Genomic DNA, 22,844 nt, shown 5'->3' on the forward strand with positions numbered 1-22,844 from the left:
GGCCCTCAGCGCACGCCTGGCCTGTCGCGGTCGAGCCCCTTGGCCTGGAGGTCGTCGAGGTAGTCCTGAAAGCGCCGTTCGGCATTCACGCCGAGGTCGCGCAGGAACGCCCAGGAGTAGATACCGGTCGAGTGCATGTCGTCGAACCCGATTCTGATGGCATAATTGCCGACAGGATCGACGGAAAGAATGGTCACATTACGTTTGCCGCCGACCGTCTTGCGCTCGGCTTCGGAATGCCCCTGCACTTCGGCGGACGGGCTGGTTACCCGGAGCAACTCGGCGGGGAGATCGAAGGTACGGCCGTCGTCAAAAGCAACGCTCAACGTCCGGCGATCCTTCGGCAGGCGAATTTCGACCGGCCACGCCAGCGTGACGTCAGGCGCTCGCACCGCCGGCGTCAGCTCGAACCGACCAAATTGTGGCCGGGATCGCTGACCCTGGCGCCGCTCGTCGTAAAGGCGACGGAGCTTGGCTCCTGGATGGAGTTAAGGACCATCGCGACGCCGACGGCGGCAACCACAGCAAAAGCCACAGCCGCAATAAACACCTTCATGGCACTTCCTCACATTTGACTTGAGCCGGACTATTCGGCCGGCACTGCATGCGGCGTGCGGTCGGACGGCGCGCCAGCCTTTTTCTGTTCTTCCTCGACCCAGAGCGAGTGATGCTCCTTGGCCCAGTTGAGATCGACCTCGCCAGTCCCCATGGCGTCGAAAGCCCCCTCCATTCCGATGGAGCCGATATAGATATGCGCCAGCATGACAGCAATGAAGAGCATGGCGATCACGGCGTGGATCACGGTCCAGAACTGAAGCGCCGTCACAGTGGCCGCAAGGTAGGGGAATATCAGGAACCAGCCGGATACCGACATCAGCGCGCCGCCGATGATCACGATCCAGAAAATACCCTTCTGCCCGGCGTTAAAGCGCTTCGCCGGCGGATGCTTGCCGGCCGACAGGATGCCGCCACCCTGCTTGAACCATTCCAGATCGAGCTTGCCTGGAATGTTATCCTTGATCCAGATCAGGAACATGATGACGAGGCCGAGCATGAACGGGAACGCGAGATAGTTATGGGCGAATTTTGCGTAAGTCGACATGGTGGCGAAGACTTCGGGACCGAACAACGGCAGAATGAGCATGCGGCCGAAGCTGATGTTCAGGCCCGATAGCGCCAGCACAATGAAGCAGCTTGCCGTCAGCCAGTGGACGAAGCGCTCGAGGCCGGCGAAGCGCAGTATCTTCGTCCCGGAGAAACCATGCTCGACGCGGATTCGCCCGCGCACCATCAGGAAAATCGCCAGCAGGGCTACCATCCCGATGATGGCGACGCCGCCAATGATCGGCAACCTGCTGCGCTGGAAATCGCGCCAGTCGCGCCCGGCGGGCTGAATAAGGCTGGCAGCCCTCGCATCCGGAATGGTGATCCGGCCGGTGATCTTGTCGCCTCTCTGCAGCTCATTCAGGAGTTGGTCTTCCTGGACGGCTTCGGCCGTCGGCCTGAAGGAAAGCTGCGCGGCGGCGGGATAGGTCATGACGAACAGCAGCGCGAACGCGGCGAACAAAGGCCTGAAGCCGGCGAGTTTTAGAATTGAAAGTGAGCCTGGCATTTGCACAACGCCCTTTCGGTTATCGGAATTACGCTGATGCCGCCGCGCCGGAGCGCGACAGCCGTTCTATCAGCCGGTCGGTGAATCGCTGTAGGCGGTCTTCCAGCCCCACATGCCGGAACCGTAACCGCGCTTCATCACCCGCTCCTTGTAGATCTCGGCAATGATCGCGCCGTCGCCGGCGAGCAGCGACTTGGTCGAGCACATCTCGGCGCAGATCGGCAGCTTGCCTTCGGCCAGACGATTGGCGCCGTATTTGGCGTATTCGGCCGGCGTGGAGTCGGCTTCCGGCCCGCCCGCGCAATAGGTGCACTTGTCCATCTTGCCGCGCGATCCGAAGTTGCCGACCTTCGGATATTGCGGCGCGCCGAACGGACAGGCGTAGAAGCAGTAACCGCAGCCGATGCACAGGTCCTTGGAATGAAGCACCACGCCGTCGGCGGTGGTGTAGAAGCACGACACCGGGCAGACCGCGGCGCACGGCGCATCGGTGCAGTGCATGCAGGCCATCGAGACCGAGCGTTCGCCGGGCTTGCCGTCATTGATGGTGACGACGCGGCGGCGATTGATGCCCCACGGCACTTCATGTTCGTTCTTGCAGGCGGTCACGCAGGCGTTGCACTCAATGCAACGGTCAGCATCACAAAGAAATTTGACGCGAGCCATGTCTATTCTCCTCTCACGCCGATTGGATCTGGCACAGGGTCACCTTGCCCTCGTGCATGCCGGTGACCGGGTCGTAGCCGTAGGACGTGATCGTGTTGACGCTTTCGCCCAGCACGATCGGGTCTGATCCCTTCGGATACTTGCCGCGCTGGTCGACGCCCTGGAACCAGCCGGAGAAGTGGAACGGCATGAATGCCACTCCCTTGCCGACGCGGTCGGTGACGAGCGCCTTGACGCGGGCCTTCGAGCTGTTTTCCGGACCGAACACCCAGACCCAGCCGCCGTCCTTGATGCCGCGCTCGGCGGCATCCGATGTGTTGACCTCGACGAACATGTCCTGCTGCAATTCGGCAAGCCATTTGTTCGATCGGGTTTCCTCGCCGCCGCCTTCGTATTCCACGAGGCGTCCCGAGGTCAGGATGATCGGGAATTGCTTGGCCAGCCCCTTGTCCACCGCCGCCTTCTGAACGGAGAAGCCGAGATTGGGCATGCGGAACTGGCGCCCGTCCGGACGCGTCGGATACTTCGCGACGAGATCGGGCCGCGCCGTGTAGATCGGCTCGCGATGCACCGGCACCGGATCAGGTAGATTCCACGCGACCGCGCGGGCCTTGCCGTTGCCATACGCCATCACGCCACGCTCCAGCGTGACCCGGATGATGCCGCCGGACAGATCGACGGCCCAACCGACGCCGTCGGGATTGTTGCCGCCGATCTTGTTGATGGTGGCCAGTTCGTCCGCGGTGAGATCCTTGTCCCAACCGAGCTTCTTGAGCACGCCGTAGGTGAACTCGGGATAGCCGTCGGTCAGCTCCGAACCCTTGCTGTAGGAGCCTTCGGCCAAAAGATTGACGTTCTTCACCGAACCGTCCGGCTGCTTCTCTTCGTAGACCACGCCGAAGCGGGCGCGGAACGTGCCGCCGCCATCCTTCACATGAAGGTTGGTGTTGTAGAGCGTGTGCGTTCCCGGATGCTTGATCTGCGGCGTGCCCCAGCACGGCCACGGCAGGCCATAATAGTCGCCGCCGATCTCGGGCTCGTCCGCCTTGGCGCGCAAGGTCACCAGATCGAACTTGCCCTGGTTTTCCATGTGCGCCTTCAGCCGCTCCGGCGACTGGCCGGAATAGCCGGTCGAGAAGCCGCCGCGGTTGATTTCGCGCAAGAGGTCTTCAGGAGACGGACGGTTGTTCTCGACCTTGATGTTCTTGAACATCTTGTCGGCGAAGCCGAGCTTCGTCGACAGCCGGTAGATGATCTCATAGTCGTCCTTCGATTCGAAGATCGGCTTGACGATCTGCTCACCCCACTGCAGCGAGCGGTTGGAGGCCGTGCGCGAGCCGGAGGTTTCGAACTGGGTGCAGGCGGGCAACAGGTAGGTGCCGTTCTTGCGGTCCGAGATCGCGGCGAACGTGGTCGGATGCGGATCGGCAACCACGAGCAGCTCCAGCTTCTCCAGGCCCTTCACCATTTCCGTCATGCGCGGCACGGTATTGCCGCCGTGCCCCATGATGACCACGCCCTTCACGGTATCGCGTTGATCGACGTCGTCAGGATTGGCCAGCGTCGCATCGAACCAGCGGGTCCACGGGATGCCCGGCAGTTCCATGTTCTGCTTGCGGGTGCGCGCCGGACGGCCCGCCTTCGCCGGGACTTCGTCGAAGCGCGACTGCAGATAATCGTATTCGACTTCCCAGACGCGCGCCCAGTGCTTCCAGGCGCCTTCGACCAGGCCGTAATAGAGCGGCAGCGTCACGATATCGAGGCCGATATCGGTCGCGCCTTGCACGTTGCAATGGCCGCGGAAGATGTTGGCGCCATTGCCGAAGGAGCCAACGTTGCCCGTCGCCAGCAGTAAGTTGCAGTAGGCGCGGACGTTTGCGGTGCCGACAGTGTGCTGGGTGCCGCCCATGCACCAGACAAAGGCCGCTGGCTTCTGCTTGGCAAAAGTCTCGGCGACCTTCTTCAACTGCTCGCCGGGAATTCCGGTGACACGCTCGACCTCTTCGGGGGTCCATTTGGCGACTTCGGCGCGGATCTGGTCCATGCCGTAGACGCGTTGCTTAATGAATTCCTTGTCTTCCCAGCCATTGTTGAAGATGTGGTGCAGCATGCCCCAGATGACGGCGATATCGGTGCCGCCACGGAACCTCACATATTCGGTGGCATGCGCCGCGGTGCGGGTGAAGCGCGGGTCGAGCACGAACACGTTGGCACGATTGAGCTCCTTGCCGGAGAGGATGTGCTGCAGCGAAACCGGGTGCGCCTCGGCGGCGTTCGATCCCATGAAGACGATGGTCTTCGAGTTGCGCATGTCATTGTAGGAATTCGTCATCGCGCCGTAGCCCCAGGTATTGGCGACGCCGGCGACGGTGGTGGAATGGCAGATGCGGGCCTGGTGATCGATCGAGTTGGTGCCCCAGAACGCCGCGAACTTGCGGAACAGATAGCCGCCTTCATTGGAGAATTTCGCGGAGCCCAACAGATAGACCGAGTCGGCGCCGGACTTGGCGCGGATCTCAAGCATCTTGTCGCCGATCTCGTTGATCGCCTGATCCCACGAGACCTTCTGCCACTCGCCGTTGACCAGCTTCATCGGATATTTCAGCCGGCGGTCGCCATGGACGAGTTCACGCACCGCAGCGCCCTTGGCGCAATGCGAGCCGCGATTGATCGGGCTGTCCCAGGCCGGCTCCTGGCCGACCCAGACGCCGTTTTGCACTTCGGCAATCACGGTGCAGCCGACCGAACAATGCGTGCAGATATTCTTCCTGATTTCCGTCGGTGCGCCGACCTTCTCAGGCCCGGCCTGCGCCTTGCGCACCGAGCCGAGCGGCATCAGGCCGATCGCAGCACCTGCACCCGCCGCCAGACCGGACCGCCGCAGGAACGTACGGCGGTCGAGAACGCCTGACGCGAGGCCGGCGGCGATACCCTGCAAACGCGCCCTGCCCGCGGATCCGTCTTTTCGCTTCATCAACATGTGCGTGTTCCCATCAATAGCGGTTGACGCGATAGAAATTCTTGACGTGATCGGTTTCCTTGTAGCGCGCCTTGACGCGCTCGGCCTGCGACTCGTCCGCCACAGCCTCGCCGCCAGTCAACGGCACAACGGCTGCTGCTGCGACCGCCGAACCGCCCATCAGAAACAGGCTGCGCCGATCCACCCCGGTGGCCCGAGACTTGCCCTTGCTGTCAGATGGTTTGCTCATTGCGATCTCCCGTTTTCGCGTTGCCTATCGCCGTCACTCGGACAGCGTGAAGGCCTCCGATTCCAATTCCATGAAGACACGGCCGACGCGGCCGACGGCGCGGTAGAAGCGCGCCGATTGCGACGTTTCCAGATCGGCGAACATCCGCGCCGCCCACGACTTGAGATGCCGTTCGAAAAAGCGCGCCTGTTCGGCGAACTCAGCCTCGAAGTCGCCGCGTGCGAGGCCGGCCATGACTTCGAGCAAAATAGCGATGTGGTCTTCCGGCTCGCGCGAGGTGCCCGCGCGCTCGATCCCGAGCCCGCGCAGATCCTCGCGCACCCGCGCCAGTGGACGCTCGTGAAGAAAGCCGGTCAGATAGTAGGAGGCATAGGGAAGTAGTTCGCCGCGGCCAAGCCCGATGAAGAGATCGAAGAATTCCTTGCTGACGGCGCGGTCGTCTGTCGCGGCAGCAGCGGCAGCGAGTTCCACATGCGCCATGCCGAGTTCGGAACCGTCGCCCTTCAGCGTTGCAACGCGCTTGAGCGTCTCGGCATCGGGCGCCTTGCCGAGCAGCAGCGACAGCAGGCCGTATTCCGCGGCGCGCAGTTGATCGATCTCGTCGATTTCGGGCTTCGACGTCACCTGGTCCTCGGACTGTCCATAGAGATCGGGACGAAGAACGAATCGATTGACCTGCGTCAGCGCTTCGACGGCGAGAACCCGCTCAGCGGGGATGCGCGACCACGCCGAGACGGAGGGCTGCGCAATGCCTATCCCTCGCGCCAGCGATGCAACGCCACCCGCTGCCCTGATTGCTAGTTCCAGACCGGTGTCACGCATGGTGCTACCGATTTCTCCCCCGCCCATTCGCGCCCCACCCGTGTCCCTCGGGCGTACAAACTTAGAACTGGAATTATTCCAAGCTGGGAATCTGTATCATAGGCTTTGCCTATTTCCGCAAATACTTTTGTCTAAACAATCGGTTTCGCGGTGCCATGACGTCGCACGGGCTGCTGCGGTGCAGCAGGCTTTGCCAGTTGGAACCCGTCGGTCTGCGTGGGTTCCGCGGTACCGCCTTCGGCCTTTGAAACGGCTTCCGTTTCCGGCTCATCGGACCGTCCGAGGGGCTGCGCCGCAAGATCTTCCTGCGCTTTTGCCGACAGTTCGCGTTCGGGCGGCTCTACCGGCGAGCGTGCCGTCTCATCGCCGGAATTTACGTCAAAATTTATCGGTTCGGCAGCGGATTCGCCCATGATCTGCGACACCAGCCGCGCCACATCGACACCTGCGCCGAGTTCGCCGCCGCCGGGGACCCCGCCCGGGGTATTCCAGTCATAGGCGTATTCGAGTGCTGGATTGACGTAATTGCGAATCGCGGTATCCAGCGCCCAGGATTTTTGCAAAGCCGCATTCCGCAAATGTTCGGGAACGCCCTTGCGAAGAAATGCTGACATGTCGGTGCTAGCAGTCAGATCCTCGAGCTTTGGCAAGGTTGAGAGATCGAATTCCGGCGTGACGTCGTCGCCTTGCGGTGCGGGCGAGCCTGACGATTCGACGCTTTCGGCAGCCGGCGCGTCCGGCTGCGGCTCCGGCTGTTTTGCCTCCTGCTTGCGCTGCGACCATCGAGCCAGAAAGCCCTTGTCACGATCGGCTTCGTCCGGACCACTCATGTGCGTCCCGTTCCCTCATCCGGCCGGCCGCCCGGCACGCGCGGCCGATCGCCGCTCGCGCGATCCCGCTTGCGCTTGTGGAACACGCGCTCGACATGGAACCGATCGACAAAGGCGGCAATCCACGACGCGATCTCGGGCGGCATCGGCACGGTACCGATCACGTCGCAGCCGCTTTCGAACATCGCCTCCCCTTCGGTCGGGTCGGCCGTTATTTTGGTCAGCTCCAGCTCGGCGCCGCCGTCCTGACGGCGCAATGCCACCCAGATGCGCGGCGCGCCATCGGCAAGGTTATCGCGATAATTCGCCGTTTCCGCGCTGAACAAATCGATGCTCGCCGAGCCCGCGTAATAGGTCGTCGCATCGGCCTCGGTGGACAGCGCAGTCCACGGCGCCGTTGACGGCACCTCGTCCAAAATCATCGCCGGCGACCACAACTGGTCGATCCAAGGATTGTCGATCGAACGGCGTCGCACCACCACGCCGACCTCGCGGGATGCTTCAGTCATTGCCATTCCCGATCCTCTCTTCGGTGGATCATGTGACATTCGCGGCCGCCGCAAGCGGCAACCCCGCAACCAGATTTTGCGGCTTTAATCTCACCACCTTGTCCGCACCCATGGCGAGGATGAGATAGACCGGCTTGTCGCCAACGCGCTCATCCACCAGCCGCGCATCTTCGAAGCCCAGGCGCATCAGCGCCACGATGCGCTCGGCAACGCCGCCCTCCAGCCGCTCGCCGCGCCACAGCGCATTGCCGATCCGCGTCGCGTCGCTGTCGAGGCCGACGAACCAGCGCCAGTCGCGGTCCTCGATCGAGGGAACCGTTTCGACGCTGACGGTAATGCCGAGCAAGTGGCCGATCCATCGCTCGATGACCCGGCACAGCCCGGCGCGCGCCTTGGCATTGCCGCCGAGATTCATGGCCATCGCGTGCGCGTCCGATCGCGACCAGTAGGTCCAGGCGTTTTCGTCGTCCATCACGTCCATCTCGCCAAAGGACTTCGGCTGTTGCAGCATGGCCGTCAGCGGCGATGAATGCAGGTCGTGCTGGGCATGCTGCTCCGCCTCGATCACCTCCGCATCGGCCAGCAGCAGCGTGCCGTCGTGAACGGCGGCCAGCTGGCTGCGATAGAACAGCTCTGCCGCACGCAATACATAGGGGTCCTCGCAGCCTTCGAGTGCGTTGCGCAGGATCAGGTGGCACAGTTGCGACAGAAAGATCGGCGGCAGATCGCCGGCCCCTTTTCGGGCCAGCGCGACATAAACCGCCTCCAGCGACGGCGCCGCCATCAGCCGGTCGCGGAAATTCATCATGAAGGACCAGTTTTCGCGCGCGTCGGCATCGGCAAGCCGGGAGATGTCCGTGCCCGACACCGGGCGCAGCGGATCGGCCATCAGGCTCGCATGCAGATCGCGCTCGGCCTCGCAGGCATCCGCCGGCGGCATCAATTCGGGCCGCGCCAGATAGGCCATGATGAGTTCAGGCGTCGCGACCAGCCCGCCATGATCGGCGCGGCGCGTGAGGTGATGGCCCGAGGCGACCCAGAATTCTCTCATGTGCGATCCGTCGTCCTGGCGTCGGTCCTGATCAGCCCGAGAAGATCGACTTCTTCGGCAGGTTCGAGATCGCCTTCGACCTCATGAAAGGTAAAGGCGCTGGCATGCGCGTGCAACCGGTCGGCATCTGCGGCAACCGGGCGCGGCTTGAGGGTACGAAAGCGTTCGCGGATTTCGCCGTTTTCGACGCTGCGCTGCACGGCGAGCAGTGTCTGCGGCGGATGTTCGCACAGCGAGCCTGCGAACGCGATCTCCTCCTCGGCGGCAAGGCGCGCTGCCTCGGCGTCTGGCGCCCCGAATTTCTCCATCAACTGCCCTGCGAGCCGCTCGATCATCGCCTCCCGCTCCGCTTCGGTGGCTTCGGTGACGATGGCAAGCGTCGACCAACCGAGACTGTCGATCCCGAGAAACCCCGAACGCAGCGCCACGCGCTGCTTCTGGCCGAGCGTCGTCGGGTCCCGGTTCCAGAACACGAACGCGCCGGAAACCGCCCATTCGCCGGGTTCGGCTGCCCGCTCGAAGACGAACGTATCCGACGGGTCCAGCCTGATGGTTCGCGGAAATTTCAACATGTCCGCCTCATCCGAATTTCGGACCGCGCGCCTGCGGATCATACCAAGCCGCGCGTCCAAGCGCATCCTTAAGACTGCTCCGTTCCGGCGTTCCGCTACCGGCCGGCATGCTGACCAGAAGATCGCCGTTGACGTCGATGCCCCGGCGCTCGCCGGCCTTGCGCTTGGGAAGGCGTTCCAGATAGTCCCGCGCAATCGCCTCGAAGCCGCGCTCTTTCCAGCGGTCGAAGGCGGTCATGAGGTGACGGGTGAAGCTCTCGATGATCGCATCGGTATCGACCATCTCGAAACCTTCGCTCAGCAAGGACACGCCCGAGGCCGCCTGCACCTCCGGGACATGCGCCATGTCGGCCGCGCGCAGGATCACGCCGAAAACGAGCCATGCGGGTATGTCGTCTTCGGTGCATTCGGCCGGCCAGCCCAGCCTTGCGCCACCGAGCAATCCCGCGTCGAACCTGATGGCGTCAGGCCAGTCGAACGTAACCTCACGCTCCGGCGGACAATGGGCGGCAATCGCGTCCCCCAGCGCGTTCATGCCGGCAAAGAACGCCCGCCGCGCCGAGCGGAGCGGTTCGTCGGGTTCGAGCACCACCGCGAACTCGACCAGATCGTAGCGGCGCACCCATACCAGCGTTCCAGCCTCCGCCTCGGCCGCGATCTCGCGAGCATGGGCGAAGGCGTCGCCGAGCTCGCGCAACGCGACCAAAGTATAACCGGGTGGCAAATCGAGCGTCTGTTCCATATCTGTTGGACGAACGATCACGAGCGGCTAATCCCTAATTGCTCCACGAGCCGCGGGTGTATGCTATTACGCGCAGGTTGGCCACGCGAGCGGCCTTTGTATCTTGCAGATATCCGTCCGAGCGGTTACCGCAGAACCGTAGGATGAAGCAACAACCCGTTGATGCTCCGGGTTCAAGGTATTTCAAAATGAGTGCGGCGGCGTCTCGCCTCCTGATTTGCAGTTGCGAGAAGACCATGCCGCTCGATGCGGCAGCGATCGGTCGTGGCTGCACGGCCAAGGTCACGCAGGCTAACCAGCTCTGCGGCCTCGACCTCGATCGCTTCAAGGAAGCGCTCGCCGATGGCGCGCCGATCACGGTTGCCTGCACCCAGGAAGCACCGCTGTTTCGGGAAGTCGCGGAGAACTCGCCGCAGGCCGAGCTTACCTTCGTCAACATCCGCGAGACCGGCGGCTGGTCGAAGGATGCCGCGGCAGCCGGTCCGAAAGCAGCCGCACTGATTGCCGCTGCGGGCGAAGACATGCCGCCGATCTCGCTGGTGACGCTCGAGAGCAGCGGCGTTGCACTGATCTATGGCCGCGACGAGATTGCCATCGAGGCGGCGCAGCGTCTCGCCGACCGCTTGGACATCACCGTGCTTCTGACGAAGCCGGGCGATGTGCCGCCACGCCGCACGAACGAATTTCCCGTGCTCAAGGGCACGATCCGCAATGCAAGAGGACATCTCGGGCATTTCGAGCTTGCGATCGACGATTACGCGCTGCCCTCTCCCTCTTCGCGCGCAAAGCTCGTATTCGGGCCTTCGCGCAACGGCGCCACTTCCACCTGCGATCTCATCCTCGATCTTTCGGGCGGCCCACCGCTGTTTCCCGCGCATGAATTGCGGCCCGGCTATCTGCGCGCCGATCCGCGCGACAAAGCCGCCGTCGAGCGCGCGATCGCGGATGCCGGCGGCCTGGTCGGAACCTTCGACAAGCCGCGCTTTGTCAATTTCGAGCCGTCGCTGTGCGCGCATTCGCGCTCGTCCATCACGGGATGCACACGCTGTCTCGATCTGTGTCCGACCGGCGCGATCACGCCGAACGGGAACGCAGTCGCGATCGATGCCAATGTGTGCGCCGGCTGCGGCTCTTGCGCATCCGTATGCCCGACCGGCGCGGCCTCCTACGCGCTACCGAGCGCGGACGCCCTGATGCGCCGGCTGCGGACGCTGTTGCAGACTTACCGCAAGGCTGGCGGAAGCGACGCCGTGGTATTGTTCCACGACGGCGAGCACGGCGAGGACATCATCGATGCCCTGGCGCGGTTCGGCGAAGGCTTGCCGGCCAATGTACTGCCGCTGCGCGTCAACGAAGTAACGCAGCTCGGTCCGGAACTCCTCGCGTCCGTCTTTGCCTATGGCGGCAGCGGCGTCGCGCTGCTCACGCGTGCCAAGCCGCGCCACGACATCACGGCGCTCCGCCGCGCAGTCGAAACCTCGGATCGCGTCGTGAGCGCGCTAGGTTTCGGCACCGGCATCATTCAGGTCATCGAGACCGACGATCCGGACCAACTGCGCGCGATGCTGGATGCCGCCCCTCGCGGGGTCGCCACACAAAGGCCGGCCGGCTTCATGCCGCGGGGCGCGAAACGCGGCGTGCTCGAAACAACGTTTAGCGAGCTTCATCTTGCCGCGCCCACGCCGGTCGATGTCGTACCGCTGGCGCCGGGCGCGCCCTTCGGCACCGTGAAGCTGGATGTCGACGGCTGCACGCTGTGCCATGCCTGCGTCACCGCCTGCCCGACGGGCGCGCTATCCGATAACCCTGACCGCGCGATGCTGCGCTTCACCGAAAGCCTCTGCGTGCAATGCGGGCTCTGCGAATCCACCTGCCCCGAGAAGGTCATCAGCATTGAACCTCGCCTCGACTTCCAGGCCTGGAATGCGCCGCTGCGCGTGCTGAAGGAAGAAGAGCCGTTCAACTGCATCGCCTGCGGCAAACCGTTCGGGACCAAAAGCTCGATCGACCGGGTGCTTGCAAAACTCGGCGAAAAACACTGGATGTTCCAGGGCGCCAACGCCAAACGTCTCGACGTCATCAAGATGTGCGCGGACTGCCGCGTCGAAGCGGTAGTCAACGAGAGTTTCGATCCGCATGCGGCGCCGCAGCGCCCACCGGTCATGACGACGGAAGATTATTTGCGCGCGCGCGATGTGAAGAAGGACGATCCGCTTGGATCGTGAGCAACCAGTGTCCGCCACCCCTCCAGATCTCAAGGCGCGCGCGACCTCAAGGGCCGCCGGCATTCCCGGCGTCAAGCACGTCATCGCGGTCGCCTCCGGCAAGGGCGGTGTCGGCAAATCCACCACCTCCTGCAACCTGGCGCTCGGCTTCGCCACGCTGGGATTGAAGACCGGCATTCTCGACGCCGATATCTATGGTCCGTCGCAACAAAAACTGTTCGGACTGCGCGGCAAACCGCGGCAGCTTGGCCCGCGCATGCTGGAACCGATGGAGCGTTTTGGCGTCAAGGTGATGTCGATCGGCTTTCTGGTCGAGGAAGACAACGCCCTGATCTGGCGCGGACCGATGGTGATCTCGGCCATCACGCAAATGCTCCGCGAAGTCGCATGGGACGATCTCGATATTCTCGTGGTCGACCTGCCGCCCGGCACCGGCGACGCGCAGCTAACCATGGCGCAGCAGGCGCCGCTGGCCGGCGCGATCATCGTCTCGACGCCGCAGGACATCGCCCTGATCGACGCGCGGCGCGGCATCGCGATGTTTCAGAAGGTCAGCATTCCGATCCTGGGCCTGATCGAAAACATGTCGAGCTTCTGCTGCCCGACCTGCAACCACGTCACACCGATCTTCGGCCACGGCGGCGCGCGGACGGAAGCCGAAAGCCGCGGCATTCCCTATCTCGGCGAGATCCCGCTCGATATCCAGATCCGCCAGACCTCCGACGATGGCCGTCCGATCGTCGCCGTCGAGCCCGACGGCGTCCATGCGAAGCACTATATCGGCATGGCACGCGAGATCTGGACCACGATCGTCACCGGCGCGGCACACCGGCCGCCGCCGCGCATCGTCATCGAGTAGACGCCCGCGCGTTGATAACTCACGGGCTCATGAAGACCGGATTGACTCGCTCCGCTCCAACGACAAGACCAAGCGCCCGCAATTCGTCGCGGTGCATATCGATCACCAGGATCGACAGGATCAAGAAGAGAACAACTACAATGTAAACGAGAAGTGGCGAGGCCGATTTGTCGGTCGCATCGCGCTGCGCAGCCGTCCGCTCTCGGGAATAGCTCCAGAACGGAGCCAGCAGAGCCCGCAAAGCTGAGAGCATTCGGACCGTTCTTCGTTGCATCGCGCCCTGAGCCTAGATCGACCCTGGGCCAATGTCGAGAATTGTCGGCGTCGTCACCCGCGAATATGTCTGGCTCGACGACATGCCGCTCGCGCCGGCGGCCGATCTCGACACCGCCGCGCCGAACCTCTGGTACGTCCACGCCGATCATCTCGACCGCCCTAGCCTCTATCGGCGCTGTATGCGAAAATGCTTGGGGCCAAATGCCAATTACTAGCTGAATGTTTGATCGCGGAGTCTCAAAATGGATGCTGCAACCGCCCAAAAACTTATAGCGTTAGCGATTTCCATAGACAAAACGATTGGGGCTATATTGGATGAGGTCGAAAATATCAGCGACGATCAAGAACGGACGTGCTACAAGCGCGCAATCGAGGATATAATGGGCTATATTGCGCGGGACCTAATTTTTCCTATTGTTGATCAGCACCCACAGCTAGATCCTGATAAATCGCGCCTGCCCAGGTCAGCGTGAAGGAATCGGGCACCGGCGATCTGGTGCTGAGCATCACCGGCACCACCGACAAGATCACGCTGCGCAGCCAGTTGCTGTCGGCGGCCGGCGGTGTCGACCAGGTGGTGTTCGCCGACGGCACGGTGTGGACGCGCGCCTCACTGCTGGCGCTGGCGACCGCGCCGACCAACGGCAATGACACCTTCTAGGCGAATACATTGTCCAACAGTACATCGTGCCACACCTGCAAGCCGGCGTGGCACGAGCCGATGTGTACGCTAACGCGCCTCTTCGAAACCGCCGAGCGCAGCGGTGAGATTGGCGCCGAGGATATCGGACAGATAACCGCCCTCCTGAACGAAAACAGTCGGAAGGCCCAATCGGGCGATCGCGGCGCCGATGCGCCGGAAGCCGGCCGTCGTCACCGCAAGGCCGGCTAGCGGATCGTGCTCGGAGGCATCGAGACCGAGCGCCACCACGAGGGCGCCGGGTGCAAATGCGCGGATGGTTTTTTCCGCCTCGCCAATCGCCTTGATGTAGTCGTTGTCCCCGGTGCCCCTCGGCAGCGGAATGTTCAGATTGGCGCCGAGGCCGGGGCCGGCGCCGCGCTCATGCGCATATCCCCACACATAGGGATAGAAGAAGACGGGATCGGCATGGATCGAAACCGTGAGCACGTCGGGGCGTTCGTAGAAGATGCCTTGCGTGCCGTTGCCATGATGCACATCGACATCGAGAATCGCGACCCGTTCGTGCTTCAGTTTAAGTTGAGCCGCCGCGACTGCGCTGTTGTTAAGAAAGCAGAATCCGCCCGCGAGATCGCTGTAGGCATGATGACCGGGCGGCCGGCAGAGCGCGTAGGCCGCGCCTTCACCGTCCATCACGAGCTGGGCAGCCGTGGTGGCAACATCGGTCGCCGCACAGGCCGCAGCCCAGGTGCCGGGACCGATCGGGCACGCCGTGTCAGCCGCGTGCCAGCCAAGGCGGCCGACAATATGCGTCGGGTAAGTGGCGGCGTTGCGGACCGGATGCACATTGGCGATCATCTCAGGGCCTGAATCGCCAAGCGCGGTCCAGGCGGTCCACGCCTCCTCCAGGAAACGAAGATATTCAGGACTATGTACTCGCGCTCGAGGTCCCTGACCGAAAACAGTCGGCGCGATCAAATCGTGCTTGCCGGCTTTCAATCCCGCCAGCAAACGATCGGCGCGTTCCGGCTGCTCGGTGGTGCGCTGGACCACGCCGCGCACCAGGAAGAATTGCGGATCGTGGCTGCGATGCAGTTCGGTATAGACGGCCTTCACACGGTTACTCCGTTGGTTGGAATTAGAATCCCGCTCGGGGATGCAGCATTTCCGGCGGCCGGCGTAAGCTCCCGCACCAGTTTGCCGACCTCGCGCCAGGCGTGACCGATATGGTGATCGACATGCGCGGTGATGCGTTCGGGGTGCCCGGCTTCGATGGCCGCAAGCAGCGGCTCGTGCGTCCGCGCGATCTCGTGCGGATCGTCGTACAGGCGGCCGATCAGCCCGATCACCATGCGCAGCTCCGCCGCGAGATCATCGAACAGCCGCAGCAGGCGACTGTTGTCCGCGATTTCGAAGATCAGCCGATGAAAGCGATAATCCTCTTCCACCTGGCGTGCCGGATCGTCGAGATCGGCAGTGTTGTGCAGAATATCGAGTTGCCGCCGCAAGGCGTCGCGCGCGTCGTTCGTCAGATTCCGCGCCGCCAGCACGCCGGCGTGGCGCTCAATGCAAAGCCGAAGATCATAGATCTCGTCGATGTTTTTGATTTCGAGCTTGCGCACGAAAAAGCCGCGCCGCGGCTTCGCCACCAGCAGCCCCTGCTTCTCCAATAGCCGCGCCGCTTCGCGCACCGGCGCGCGGCTGATGCCCAATTCGCGGGCAATGCCCGCTTCCACCACTTTTGAACCGGGCGGCAGGCGGCCCTGAACGATCGCCTGGGTCAGGATACGAGCCACCTGGCCGACCAGATCGCTGTCCGCAACTGCCGCTAATCCAACAGGAAGAGACATAGGTCGCATTGGCTAAACCCGCGTCAGTCTGTGTATATTTTTTAATCGTCGATTGTCGACAGTTTAGTCTTGCCCTAATGTCATGCCCCACGCAAGCTGAAAACGTTGAACGTGGGCAGAAGGCAGAAATGACAAGTGCAGCGCAAAACACCGCAAAGGCATGGCCGGCGGCGGTGGAAGACCAGACCCTCCAAATCCGGATCGACCTCGCGGCGGCCTACCGGCTGATCCACCGGCTTGGTCTCGACGACAGCATCTACACCCACATCTCCGCCCGGCTTCCGGGCCGGCAAGACCGCTTCCTCATCAACCCCTACGGCCTGCGCTTCGAGGAAGTCACGGCGTCCAACCTGGTGACCGTCGACCTCGACGGCAACGTCATCGATGACCCCATGGGCCTCGGCATCAACCCGGCCGGCTTCACGATTCACAGCGCGATCCATGCCGCGCGGCATGACGCCATCTGCGTCCTGCACACGCACACAGTGGCCGGCATCGCCGTTGCCAGCCAGAAGCGGGGCCTGCTGCCGCTAAATCAATGGTCGCTGCAGTTTACCGACTGCCTCGCCTATCACGACTACGAAGGCATCGCGCTCGATCTCGATGAGCGTTCGCGCCTTGTCGCCGATCTCGGCGACAAGTTCGTGATGGTGTTGCGCAACCACGGCATGCTGACCTGCGGGCGCTCCGTCGCCGAGGCCTTCAAGCTGATGCACAATCTGGAACGCTCCTGCCGCGCCCAGCTCGCCGTGCAGTCGTCCGGCGCCGAGATCATCGAGCTATCGGCTGCAGTGGCCCGCAAGACGGCCGGCCAATACGCCAGCTTCTACGACGCGATCGAAACCAATGGCGTGCCCGACAGCGAATGGGCCGCCTTCAAGCGGATGCTTGAACGTACCGATCCGGATTTTGCGAACTGACAAACGCAACGCTCAACCCGGTAGCGCACCGGCCGGCCTTTTTTGAACGAGGTAAAGTAATGTCCAAACGAAAATTATTGATGAGCTTTGCCGCCCTTTGCATGCTGAGCACCGCAGCAGTGGCCGAGGGACCGAAGGCCGGCGGCGTTGTCAATGCCGTGATTCAACCGGAGCCGCCGAGCCTGATGGTGGGCCTGGTCCAGAACGGCCCGACGCAGATGGTGGCCGGCAACATCTATGAAGGCCTGCTGCGCTACAGTTCCAAACTGGATCCCCTGCCCGGCCTCGCCGAGAGCTGGACGGTCAGCGAGGACGGCAAGACCTACACGTTCAAACTCGTAAAGGGCGTGACCTGGCACGACGGCAAGCCGTTCACGGCAGCAGACGTCCTGTTCTCGATCGAATTCCTCAAGCAGACCCACGCGCGCGCCCGTGGCAATCTGGTGCAGCTCGACAAGGTCGAGGCATCAGATGAATCGACGGTCATCTTCACGCTGAAGCAGCCGTTCGGCCCCTTCATCGGAATCTTCGAGGTCGGCTCGCTGCCGATGATTCCCAAGCACATCTATGAAGGCACCGATTTCAAAACCAACCCGGCCAACAACACGCCTGTTGGTACCGGCCCCTTCATGTTCAAGGAATGGCAGAAGGGCTCGTTCATCCGCCTGGTCAAGAATCCAAACTACCACATCAAGGGCAAGCCCAATATCGACGAGATCTATTGGCACGTGATTCCCGACGCGGCCGCGCGTTCGGTGGCCTACGAAACCGGCAAGGTCGACGTGCTGCCCGGCGGCTCGGTGGAAAATTTCGACGTGCCGCGCCTGAGCAAGCTCAAGAACACCTGCGTCACCGGTGCGGGCTGGGAGTTCTTCAGTCCGCATTCCTGGCTCTGGCTCAACAACCGCTCAGGGCCGACCGCGAACAAGAAGTTCCGCCAGGCGCTGATGTTTGCAATCGATCGCAACATGGCCAAGGACGTGGTCTGGAACGGCCTCGGCAAGGTCGCGACCGGCCCGTCGGGCTCCGCGATCAAGTACTACACGAGCGCGGTGCCGAAATACGATTACGATCCGGCCAAGGCGAAGGCGCTGCTCAAGGAAGCCGGCTACACCGGCGAGAAGCTTCGCTTGCTGCCCTTGCCCTATGGCGAGACGTGGCAGCGCTGGGCCGAAATGGTTCGCCAGAACCTGCAGGACGTCGGGATCAACGTCGAGATGGTCGCGACCGACGTCCCCGGCTGGAATCAAAAAGTCAGCGAGTGGGACTACGACATCGCCTTTACCTATCTCTATCAGTACGGCGATCCCGCACTCGGCGTCGGTCGCAACTATATCTCCAGCCAGATCGCCAAGGGCTCGCCGTTCAACAATGCCGAAGGCTATTCGAATCCCGAGATCGACAAGCTGTTCGCCGATGGCGCGGTCGCCTTCCCCGATGCGGCGCGCGCGGAGATCTACGCCAAGGCCCAGAAGATCCTCGTCGAGGACGTGCCGGTGGCGTGGATGCTCGAGCTGCAATTCCCGACCATCACCCGCTGCAGCGTCAAGAACCTGATCACGACCGGCATCGGCGTGAACGACGGTTTCCGTGACGCATGGATCGAGAAGTAATCGCCGACCCGTCGGGCGTCAGGCCTCAGGTCTGACGTCCGGATACCGCGCCTCCAACGCAATCGACAGAACATGATTTCCTTCATCGCCCAGCGGATCGCGAAGGCCATCGTCGTCCTTCTTGCGCTCGTCGTTCTCAACTTCTTTCTGATCCGGATGGCGCCGGGCGACCCGGCGCTGGTGATGGCGGGCGAAGCCGGCGCGGGCGATCAGGTTTTCCTGGCGCAATTGCGCGAGAAGTTCGGTCTCGACCAGCCGCTGCCGGTGCAACTGTTTCTCTACGTCAAAGGCATTCTCAACCTCGATCTCGGATTCTCGTTTCGCCAGCAGATGCCGGTCGCAACCCTGATCCTGCAGCGGCTGCCGGCGACGCTGTTGCTGACGGGGACCGCGTTTGCGATTTCGTTGGCGTTCGGCATCCTGTTCGGCGCGCTGGCCGCGCGCTTTGCCGGCACCTGGGCCGACACCGCGATCACGGTGCTGGCGCTGGTCTTCTATGCCACGCCCCTGTTCTGGGTCGCGCTGATGGCGATCCTGCTGTTTTCGGTCACGATGGATTGGCTGCCGAGCTTCGGCTACGAGACGGTGGGCGCAAACTATACCGGGCTGGCGCATGTGCTCGACGTCGCCGCCCATCTGGTCCTGCCGGCGACGACCATCGGCCTGTTCTTCATGGCCACCTATGCCCGCATGACCCGCGCCTCGATGCTCGAGGTCAGCAGACTTGATTTCGTCAAGACCGCGCGCGCCAAGGGCTTGTCCGACTCTGTGATCCAGCGCCGCCACGTGCTGCGCAACGCCCTGTTGCCGGTGGTGACGCTCGCCGGACTGCAGGCCGGCACGCTGGTCGGCGGCGCTGTTCTGACCGAGACCGTGTTCGCATGGCCCGGCATCGGCCGCCTGATGTACGAGGCCCTGCTGCAGCGCGACTACAATTTGCTGCTCGGCGTCTTCGTCGTCTGCTCGGCGATGGTACTGGCCTTCAACCTGATCACGGACCTCGTCTACCGCTCCGTCGATCCCCGCATCGAGTTCGCCTCATGAGACAGGTCTGGCGAATGCTGTTGCGCAATCCCGGCGGCATGATCGGCGTCGCGATCCTGACGATTGCGATCGCGGTTGCGCTGTTTGGTCCGCTGCTGTTTCCGACCTCGCCCTGGCGCATGGTGCAGCGGCCGTTCCTGCCGCCGTTCACGATGGCCAACCTGCCGCTCGGCACCGATGCGCTCGGCCGCGACGTGATGGCGGGCATCATCTACGGCGCGCGGGTTTCTCTGCTGGTCGGCCTGATCTCGACGCTGGCCTCGCTGGCGGTCGGCATCCCGCTCGGCGCGGCGGCCGGATATTTCGGCGGCAAGATTGACGATGCGCTGATGCGGTTCACTGAATTCTTCCAGACCGTCCCGAGTTTTGCGCTGGCGATCGTGCTCGTCGCGATCATGCAACCCTCCATCGGTTCGATCGTGGCCGCCATTGCGATCGTGAGCTGGCCACCGGTGGCACGGCTGGTGCGCGGCGAAGTGCTGTCGCTGCGCACGCGCGAATATGTCCAGGCGGCCGTCGTGACCGGCCAGACCAACTGGTGGATCATCTGGCGCGAGATCCTGCCCAATGCGCTGTCGCCGGTCATCGTGCTGGCCTCGCTGATGGTCGCGACCGCGATCCTGCTGGAATCCTCGCTCTCCTTCCTGGGCCTCGGCGATCCCAACCTGATGTCGTGGGGCTACATGGTCGGCGCGGGCCGCACCGTCATCCGCCAGGCCTGGTGGATCACGGTATTCCCCGGCATCGCCATCCTTGTTTCGGTGCTGGCGCTGAACCTGATCGGTGAAGGCCTCAACGACGCGCTCAACCCCCGCCTCGCCAAGGGGGGACGTTGAACATGACCGTCGTCATCAGGAACCTGAAGCTGGCCTTGCCGCCCGGCGGCGACCGCGCGCATGCGGTGGACGATGTTTCGTTCGATCTCGCCGCCGGCAAGATCCTCTGCGTGGTCGGCGAATCCGGCTCCGGCAAGTCGATGTGCGCCCACGCGCTGATGGGCCTGCTGCCTGATACGGTGAAGTCGGAGTCCGGCGAGATTCTCTTCGACGGGAAGAACCTGCTGACGCTCAGCCCGACGGAATGGTTCGCGCTGCGCGGCCGTCGCATCGCCATGGTTTTCCAGGAGCCGATGACGGCGCTCAATCCGCTGATGCGGATCGGCGACCAGATCGCCGAAATGTTCGAGGCGCATGATCTTTTGACGCCGAAGGAGCGTCGTCAAAAGGCCCTCGCCTTGATCGGCGAAGTCGGCCTGCCCGACCCCGAGCGGATCGTTCGCGCCTACCCCCATCAATTATCCGGCGGCCAGCGCCAGCGCGCCATGATCGCCATGGCGCTGGCGCTCGAACCCGCCGTGCTGGTGGCCGACGAACCGACTACCGCACTCGATGTCACGACCCAGGCGCAGATCCTCAAGCTGATCCGCGACCTGCAGCGCCGCCGCAACATGGCCGTCATGTTCATCACCCATGATTTCGGCGTCGTCGCCGAGATTGCCGATCGCGTGGTCGTGCTTCAGCACGGCAAGGTGGTCGAACAGGGCACCGCCGACGACGTGCTGTTGCGCGCCCAGCATCCCTATACCCGCGCCTTGCTTGCCGCCGTTCCCACCCTGCAGCCACCGCCGCGGACTTCCCTGCTCGACCGCAGCAAGGCGGTGGAAGTGATCGGCCTCGGCAAGACCTACATCAGCGGGGGCGGATGGTTTCGCGCCGAACGGCGCGTGCAGGCGGCCAAGGAAGTCAGCTTCGACATCTTTCGCGGCGAGACGCTCGGCCTGGTCGGCGAATCCGGTTCGGGGAAATCGTCTGTCGCACGCCTCGTCATGCGGCTGATCGAGCCAGACGCCGGCACCGTCCGCATCGGCGACGTCGATCTCACCCGGATCAGGGGAAAGGCGCTGCGCGAACAGCGCCGCCGCATTCAGATGGTGTTCCAGGACCCGTTCGCCTCGCTCAATCCGCGCCGGAAGGTCGGTAACATCATCACGGATGGCCCGATTGCGCATGGCGTCGATCCGGCGGCGGCGCGAAAGCGCGCCGGCGAGCTGCTTAGCCTCGTCGGCCTCAATGCCGGCGCGATGGAACGCTTTCCGCATGAATTCTCCGGCGGACAGCGGCAGCGCATCGGGATAGCCCGCGCGCTGGCGCTCGACCCGGAAATCCTGGTCGCCGACGAAGCGGTCTCCGCGCTCGACGTGTCGGTGCAGGCACAGGTGCTGGATCTCCTGGAGGATCTAAAGGCCCGGCTCGGCCTGTCGATGCTGTTCATCACCCACGATTTGCGCGTGGCCGCGCAGATTTGCGACCGCATCGCCGTGATGCAGCACGGCGCGATCGTTGAACTCAAATCCGCGTCGCTACTGTTCGCCGCTCCCGAGCACGCCTACACGCGCGAATTGCTCTCGGCGGTGCCTGGTCAGACGTCATCGTCCAAGGCGGCATAACGGGACCACGAACGATGCGCTGTGTCCTGGTTAGCAAAAGCCTCGATCTTCGCGGCTATCTCGGCCCGCAATTCATGCGCGCCGCCGACCGTATCGAAATCATCAGCCATCCGCACGAGGGGCCGGCAATGGACGTCCGGCTGGCGGTGGCCTGGCATCCGCCGGATGACGCATTTGAGCGCTATCCCAATCTGCAGGCGGTCTGCTCGATCGGCGCCGGTGTCGACAACATTTTGGCGTGCCCCAGCCTGCGCCCCGATGTCGACGTGATCCGTGTCGTCGACCCCGCGCAGGCGCAGATGATGTCGGGCTTCGTTGCCTGGCACGTCATCGGGCATCAGCGGCGCTTTGCGACCTATCAGGCGCAGCAGCGCGAGGAACGCTGGCAGCGTCTCGCCCTGCGTCGGGCGCAGGATGTGCCGGTCGGGATTCTCGGCTTTGGCGAGATTGGCCGCAAGGTCGCCGCCGATCTGGCGCTGCTTCATTTCCCGGTGATGGCGTGGAGCCGGACCGCAAAGCCGACACCGCAAGGCATCACCGGCTTCGACGGCGCCGCAGGTCTCGATGCCATGCTCGGCCAGACCGAGGTTCTCGTGAACCTGCTGCCGCTGACGCCGGAGACAAAGGGTATTCTCAATCAAAGGACATTTGCCCGAATGTATCGCGGCGGCTACCTGATCCAGGTCGGCCGCGGCGAGCATCTGGTCGAAGCGGATCTGCTCGCTGCCCTGGAGGACGGCCAGCTTGCCGGCGCCGCGCTCGATGTGTTCTCGACCGAACCATTGCCGCCGCGGCATCCGTTCTGGCGACACCCCAACATCGTCGTCACGCCGCATGATGCCTGCGAAGTCAGCATGGAAGCGATCGGGGCGACGTTTCGCGCCACCGCAGAAGCGATACGCGCCGGCCGGCGACCACCGCACTCCATCGACCGCGAACGCGGCTACTGAGCGACAGC

General features: G+C 63.4%; 26 protein-coding genes. 11 read left to right on the forward strand and 15 right to left on the reverse strand.

Translation table 11 applies throughout. The annotated features are described in order from the left end of the window. Positions 1-5 precede the first annotated feature (5 nt). The 12 genes from V1286_RS20165 to V1286_RS20220 form a co-directional block, all read right to left on the reverse strand. Positions 6-392, reverse strand: coding sequence for a gamma-butyrobetaine hydroxylase family protein (locus V1286_RS20165; RefSeq protein WP_334481984.1), 387 nt, complete (start codon positions 390-392; stop codon positions 6-8). Positions 393-400: 8 nt separating this feature from the next. After that, positions 401-556 carry a hypothetical protein gene (locus tag V1286_RS20170; RefSeq protein ID WP_334481985.1) on the reverse strand — a complete coding sequence of 52 codons (156 nt, stop codon included), beginning with the start codon at positions 554-556 and terminating at the stop codon, positions 401-403. Between the two features lie 30 nt (positions 557-586). Next, positions 587-1,612 (reverse strand): formate dehydrogenase subunit gamma, encoded by a 1,026-nt coding sequence (locus V1286_RS20175; protein ID WP_334481986.1) that lies wholly within the window; start codon positions 1,610-1,612, stop codon positions 587-589. A 69-nt stretch (positions 1,613-1,681) separates the two neighbouring features. After that, positions 1,682-2,278 carry a formate dehydrogenase FDH3 subunit beta gene (gene fdh3B / locus V1286_RS20180; protein WP_028348819.1) on the reverse strand — a complete coding sequence of 199 codons (597 nt, stop codon included), beginning with the start codon at positions 2,276-2,278 and terminating at the stop codon, positions 1,682-1,684. Positions 2,279-2,291: 13 nt separating this feature from the next. Beyond that, positions 2,292-5,258, reverse strand: a complete 2,967-nt coding sequence (locus tag V1286_RS20185) for a formate dehydrogenase subunit alpha (protein WP_334481988.1) — start codon at positions 5,256-5,258, stop codon at positions 2,292-2,294. Positions 5,259-5,271: 13 nt separating this feature from the next. Continuing rightward, a complete protein-coding gene (locus V1286_RS20190; protein ID WP_247516516.1) occupies positions 5,272-5,487 on the reverse strand; it encodes a hypothetical protein in 216 nt (71 codons plus the stop codon). Between the two features lie 33 nt (positions 5,488-5,520). Next, complete coding sequence (locus V1286_RS20195) at positions 5,521-6,309, reverse strand: molecular chaperone TorD family protein (protein ID WP_334481991.1); 789 nt, start codon at positions 6,307-6,309, stop codon at positions 5,521-5,523. Between the two features lie 131 nt (positions 6,310-6,440). After that, on the reverse strand, positions 6,441-7,139 hold the full coding sequence (locus tag V1286_RS20200; RefSeq protein WP_334481993.1) for a DUF3306 domain-containing protein: 699 nt from the start codon (positions 7,137-7,139) through the stop codon (positions 6,441-6,443). Then, complete coding sequence (locus tag V1286_RS20205; protein WP_334481995.1) at positions 7,136-7,648, reverse strand: DUF3305 domain-containing protein; 513 nt, start codon at positions 7,646-7,648, stop codon at positions 7,136-7,138. The genes V1286_RS20200 and V1286_RS20205 overlap by 4 nt, the downstream gene beginning before the upstream one ends. Before the next feature lie 28 nt (positions 7,649-7,676). Continuing rightward, positions 7,677-8,699, reverse strand: a complete 1,023-nt coding sequence (locus V1286_RS20210; protein ID WP_334481997.1) for a DUF6352 family protein — start codon at positions 8,697-8,699, stop codon at positions 7,677-7,679. Beyond that, positions 8,696-9,271 (reverse strand): DUF6505 family protein, encoded by a 576-nt coding sequence (locus V1286_RS20215; protein ID WP_334481999.1) that lies wholly within the window; start codon positions 9,269-9,271, stop codon positions 8,696-8,698. Before V1286_RS20215 ends, V1286_RS20210 begins: the two co-directional genes overlap by 4 nt. A 7-nt stretch (positions 9,272-9,278) precedes the next feature. Continuing rightward, positions 9,279-10,013, reverse strand: coding sequence for a biotin/lipoate--protein ligase family protein (locus V1286_RS20220; RefSeq protein WP_417021266.1), 735 nt, complete (start codon positions 10,011-10,013; stop codon positions 9,279-9,281). A gap of 188 nt (positions 10,014-10,201) precedes the next feature. On the opposite strand from V1286_RS20220, the gene V1286_RS20225 reads away from it, so the two are divergent. Together V1286_RS20225 and V1286_RS20230 are read left to right on the forward strand one after the other, a co-directional pair. Further along, the gene (locus V1286_RS20225; RefSeq protein WP_334482003.1) at positions 10,202-12,238 is read left to right on the forward strand and encodes a 4Fe-4S binding protein; all 2,037 of its coding nucleotides are present in this window, start codon (positions 10,202-10,204) and stop codon (positions 12,236-12,238) included. 7 nt (positions 12,239-12,245) lie between these two features. Further along, entirely contained in the window at positions 12,246-13,097 is an 852-nt protein-coding gene (locus V1286_RS20230; RefSeq protein ID WP_334482004.1) for an Mrp/NBP35 family ATP-binding protein, read from the forward strand. A gap of 19 nt (positions 13,098-13,116) precedes the next feature. Here the strand turns inward: V1286_RS20230 and V1286_RS20235 are convergent, their stop codons facing one another. Continuing rightward, positions 13,117-13,350, reverse strand: coding sequence for a hypothetical protein (locus tag V1286_RS20235; RefSeq protein WP_334482005.1), 234 nt, complete (start codon positions 13,348-13,350; stop codon positions 13,117-13,119). A gap of 52 nt (positions 13,351-13,402) precedes the next feature. Between V1286_RS20235 and V1286_RS20240 the strand changes: the two genes are divergently transcribed. Genes V1286_RS20240 through V1286_RS20250 form a run of 3 tightly spaced genes read left to right on the forward strand, consistent with a single transcriptional unit; the run spans position 13,403 to position 14,034 of the window. Beyond that, a complete protein-coding gene (locus V1286_RS20240; protein WP_334482006.1) occupies positions 13,403-13,588 on the forward strand; it encodes a hypothetical protein in 186 nt (61 codons plus the stop codon). 27 nt (positions 13,589-13,615) lie between these two features. Further along, the gene (locus V1286_RS20245; RefSeq protein WP_334482008.1) at positions 13,616-13,846 is read left to right on the forward strand and encodes a hypothetical protein; all 231 of its coding nucleotides are present in this window, start codon (positions 13,616-13,618) and stop codon (positions 13,844-13,846) included. After that, positions 13,843-14,034 carry a calcium-binding protein gene (locus tag V1286_RS20250; RefSeq protein ID WP_334482010.1) on the forward strand — a complete coding sequence of 64 codons (192 nt, stop codon included), beginning with the start codon at positions 13,843-13,845 and terminating at the stop codon, positions 14,032-14,034. The genes V1286_RS20245 and V1286_RS20250 overlap by 4 nt, the downstream gene beginning before the upstream one ends. Before the next feature lie 69 nt (positions 14,035-14,103). Here V1286_RS20250 and V1286_RS20255 read toward each other — a convergent pair whose 3' ends face one another. Both V1286_RS20255 and V1286_RS20260 read right to left on the reverse strand, forming a co-directional pair. Further along, a complete protein-coding gene (locus V1286_RS20255) occupies positions 14,104-15,129 on the reverse strand; it encodes a histone deacetylase family protein (protein WP_334482012.1) in 1,026 nt (341 codons plus the stop codon). Beyond that, positions 15,126-15,863 (reverse strand): GntR family transcriptional regulator, encoded by a 738-nt coding sequence (locus tag V1286_RS20260; protein ID WP_334482014.1) that lies wholly within the window; start codon positions 15,861-15,863, stop codon positions 15,126-15,128. Before V1286_RS20260 ends, V1286_RS20255 begins: the two co-directional genes overlap by 4 nt. Before the next feature lie 128 nt (positions 15,864-15,991). Between V1286_RS20260 and V1286_RS20265 the strand changes: the two genes are divergently transcribed. The 6 genes from V1286_RS20265 to V1286_RS20290 all read left to right on the forward strand — a co-directional run bounded on the left by V1286_RS20265 (position 15,992) and on the right by V1286_RS20290 (position 22,836). Then, positions 15,992-16,783, forward strand: coding sequence for a class II aldolase/adducin family protein (locus tag V1286_RS20265; RefSeq protein ID WP_108512952.1), 792 nt, complete (start codon positions 15,992-15,994; stop codon positions 16,781-16,783). Between the two features lie 59 nt (positions 16,784-16,842). Continuing rightward, on the forward strand, positions 16,843-18,396 hold the full coding sequence (locus V1286_RS20270) for an ABC transporter substrate-binding protein (RefSeq protein ID WP_334482015.1): 1,554 nt from the start codon (positions 16,843-16,845) through the stop codon (positions 18,394-18,396). A gap of 72 nt (positions 18,397-18,468) precedes the next feature. Then, a complete protein-coding gene (locus V1286_RS20275; protein ID WP_334482016.1) occupies positions 18,469-19,440 on the forward strand; it encodes an ABC transporter permease in 972 nt (323 codons plus the stop codon). Further along, on the forward strand, positions 19,437-20,276 hold the full coding sequence (locus tag V1286_RS20280) for an ABC transporter permease (RefSeq protein ID WP_108512955.1): 840 nt from the start codon (positions 19,437-19,439) through the stop codon (positions 20,274-20,276). The genes V1286_RS20275 and V1286_RS20280 overlap by 4 nt, the downstream gene beginning before the upstream one ends. A gap of 2 nt (positions 20,277-20,278) precedes the next feature. Then, positions 20,279-21,886: an ABC transporter ATP-binding protein gene (locus V1286_RS20285; protein ID WP_334482018.1), complete on the forward strand. Its 1,608-nt coding sequence runs from the start codon at positions 20,279-20,281 to the stop codon at positions 21,884-21,886. 14 nt (positions 21,887-21,900) lie between these two features. After that, a complete protein-coding gene (locus tag V1286_RS20290) occupies positions 21,901-22,836 on the forward strand; it encodes a 2-hydroxyacid dehydrogenase (RefSeq protein WP_334482020.1) in 936 nt (311 codons plus the stop codon). Positions 22,837-22,844: the final 8 nt, after the last annotated feature.

The sequence above is a fragment of the Bradyrhizobium algeriense genome (genome assembly GCF_036924595.1).
GTDB classification, from domain to species: domain Bacteria; phylum Pseudomonadota; class Alphaproteobacteria; order Rhizobiales; family Xanthobacteraceae; genus Bradyrhizobium; species Bradyrhizobium algeriense.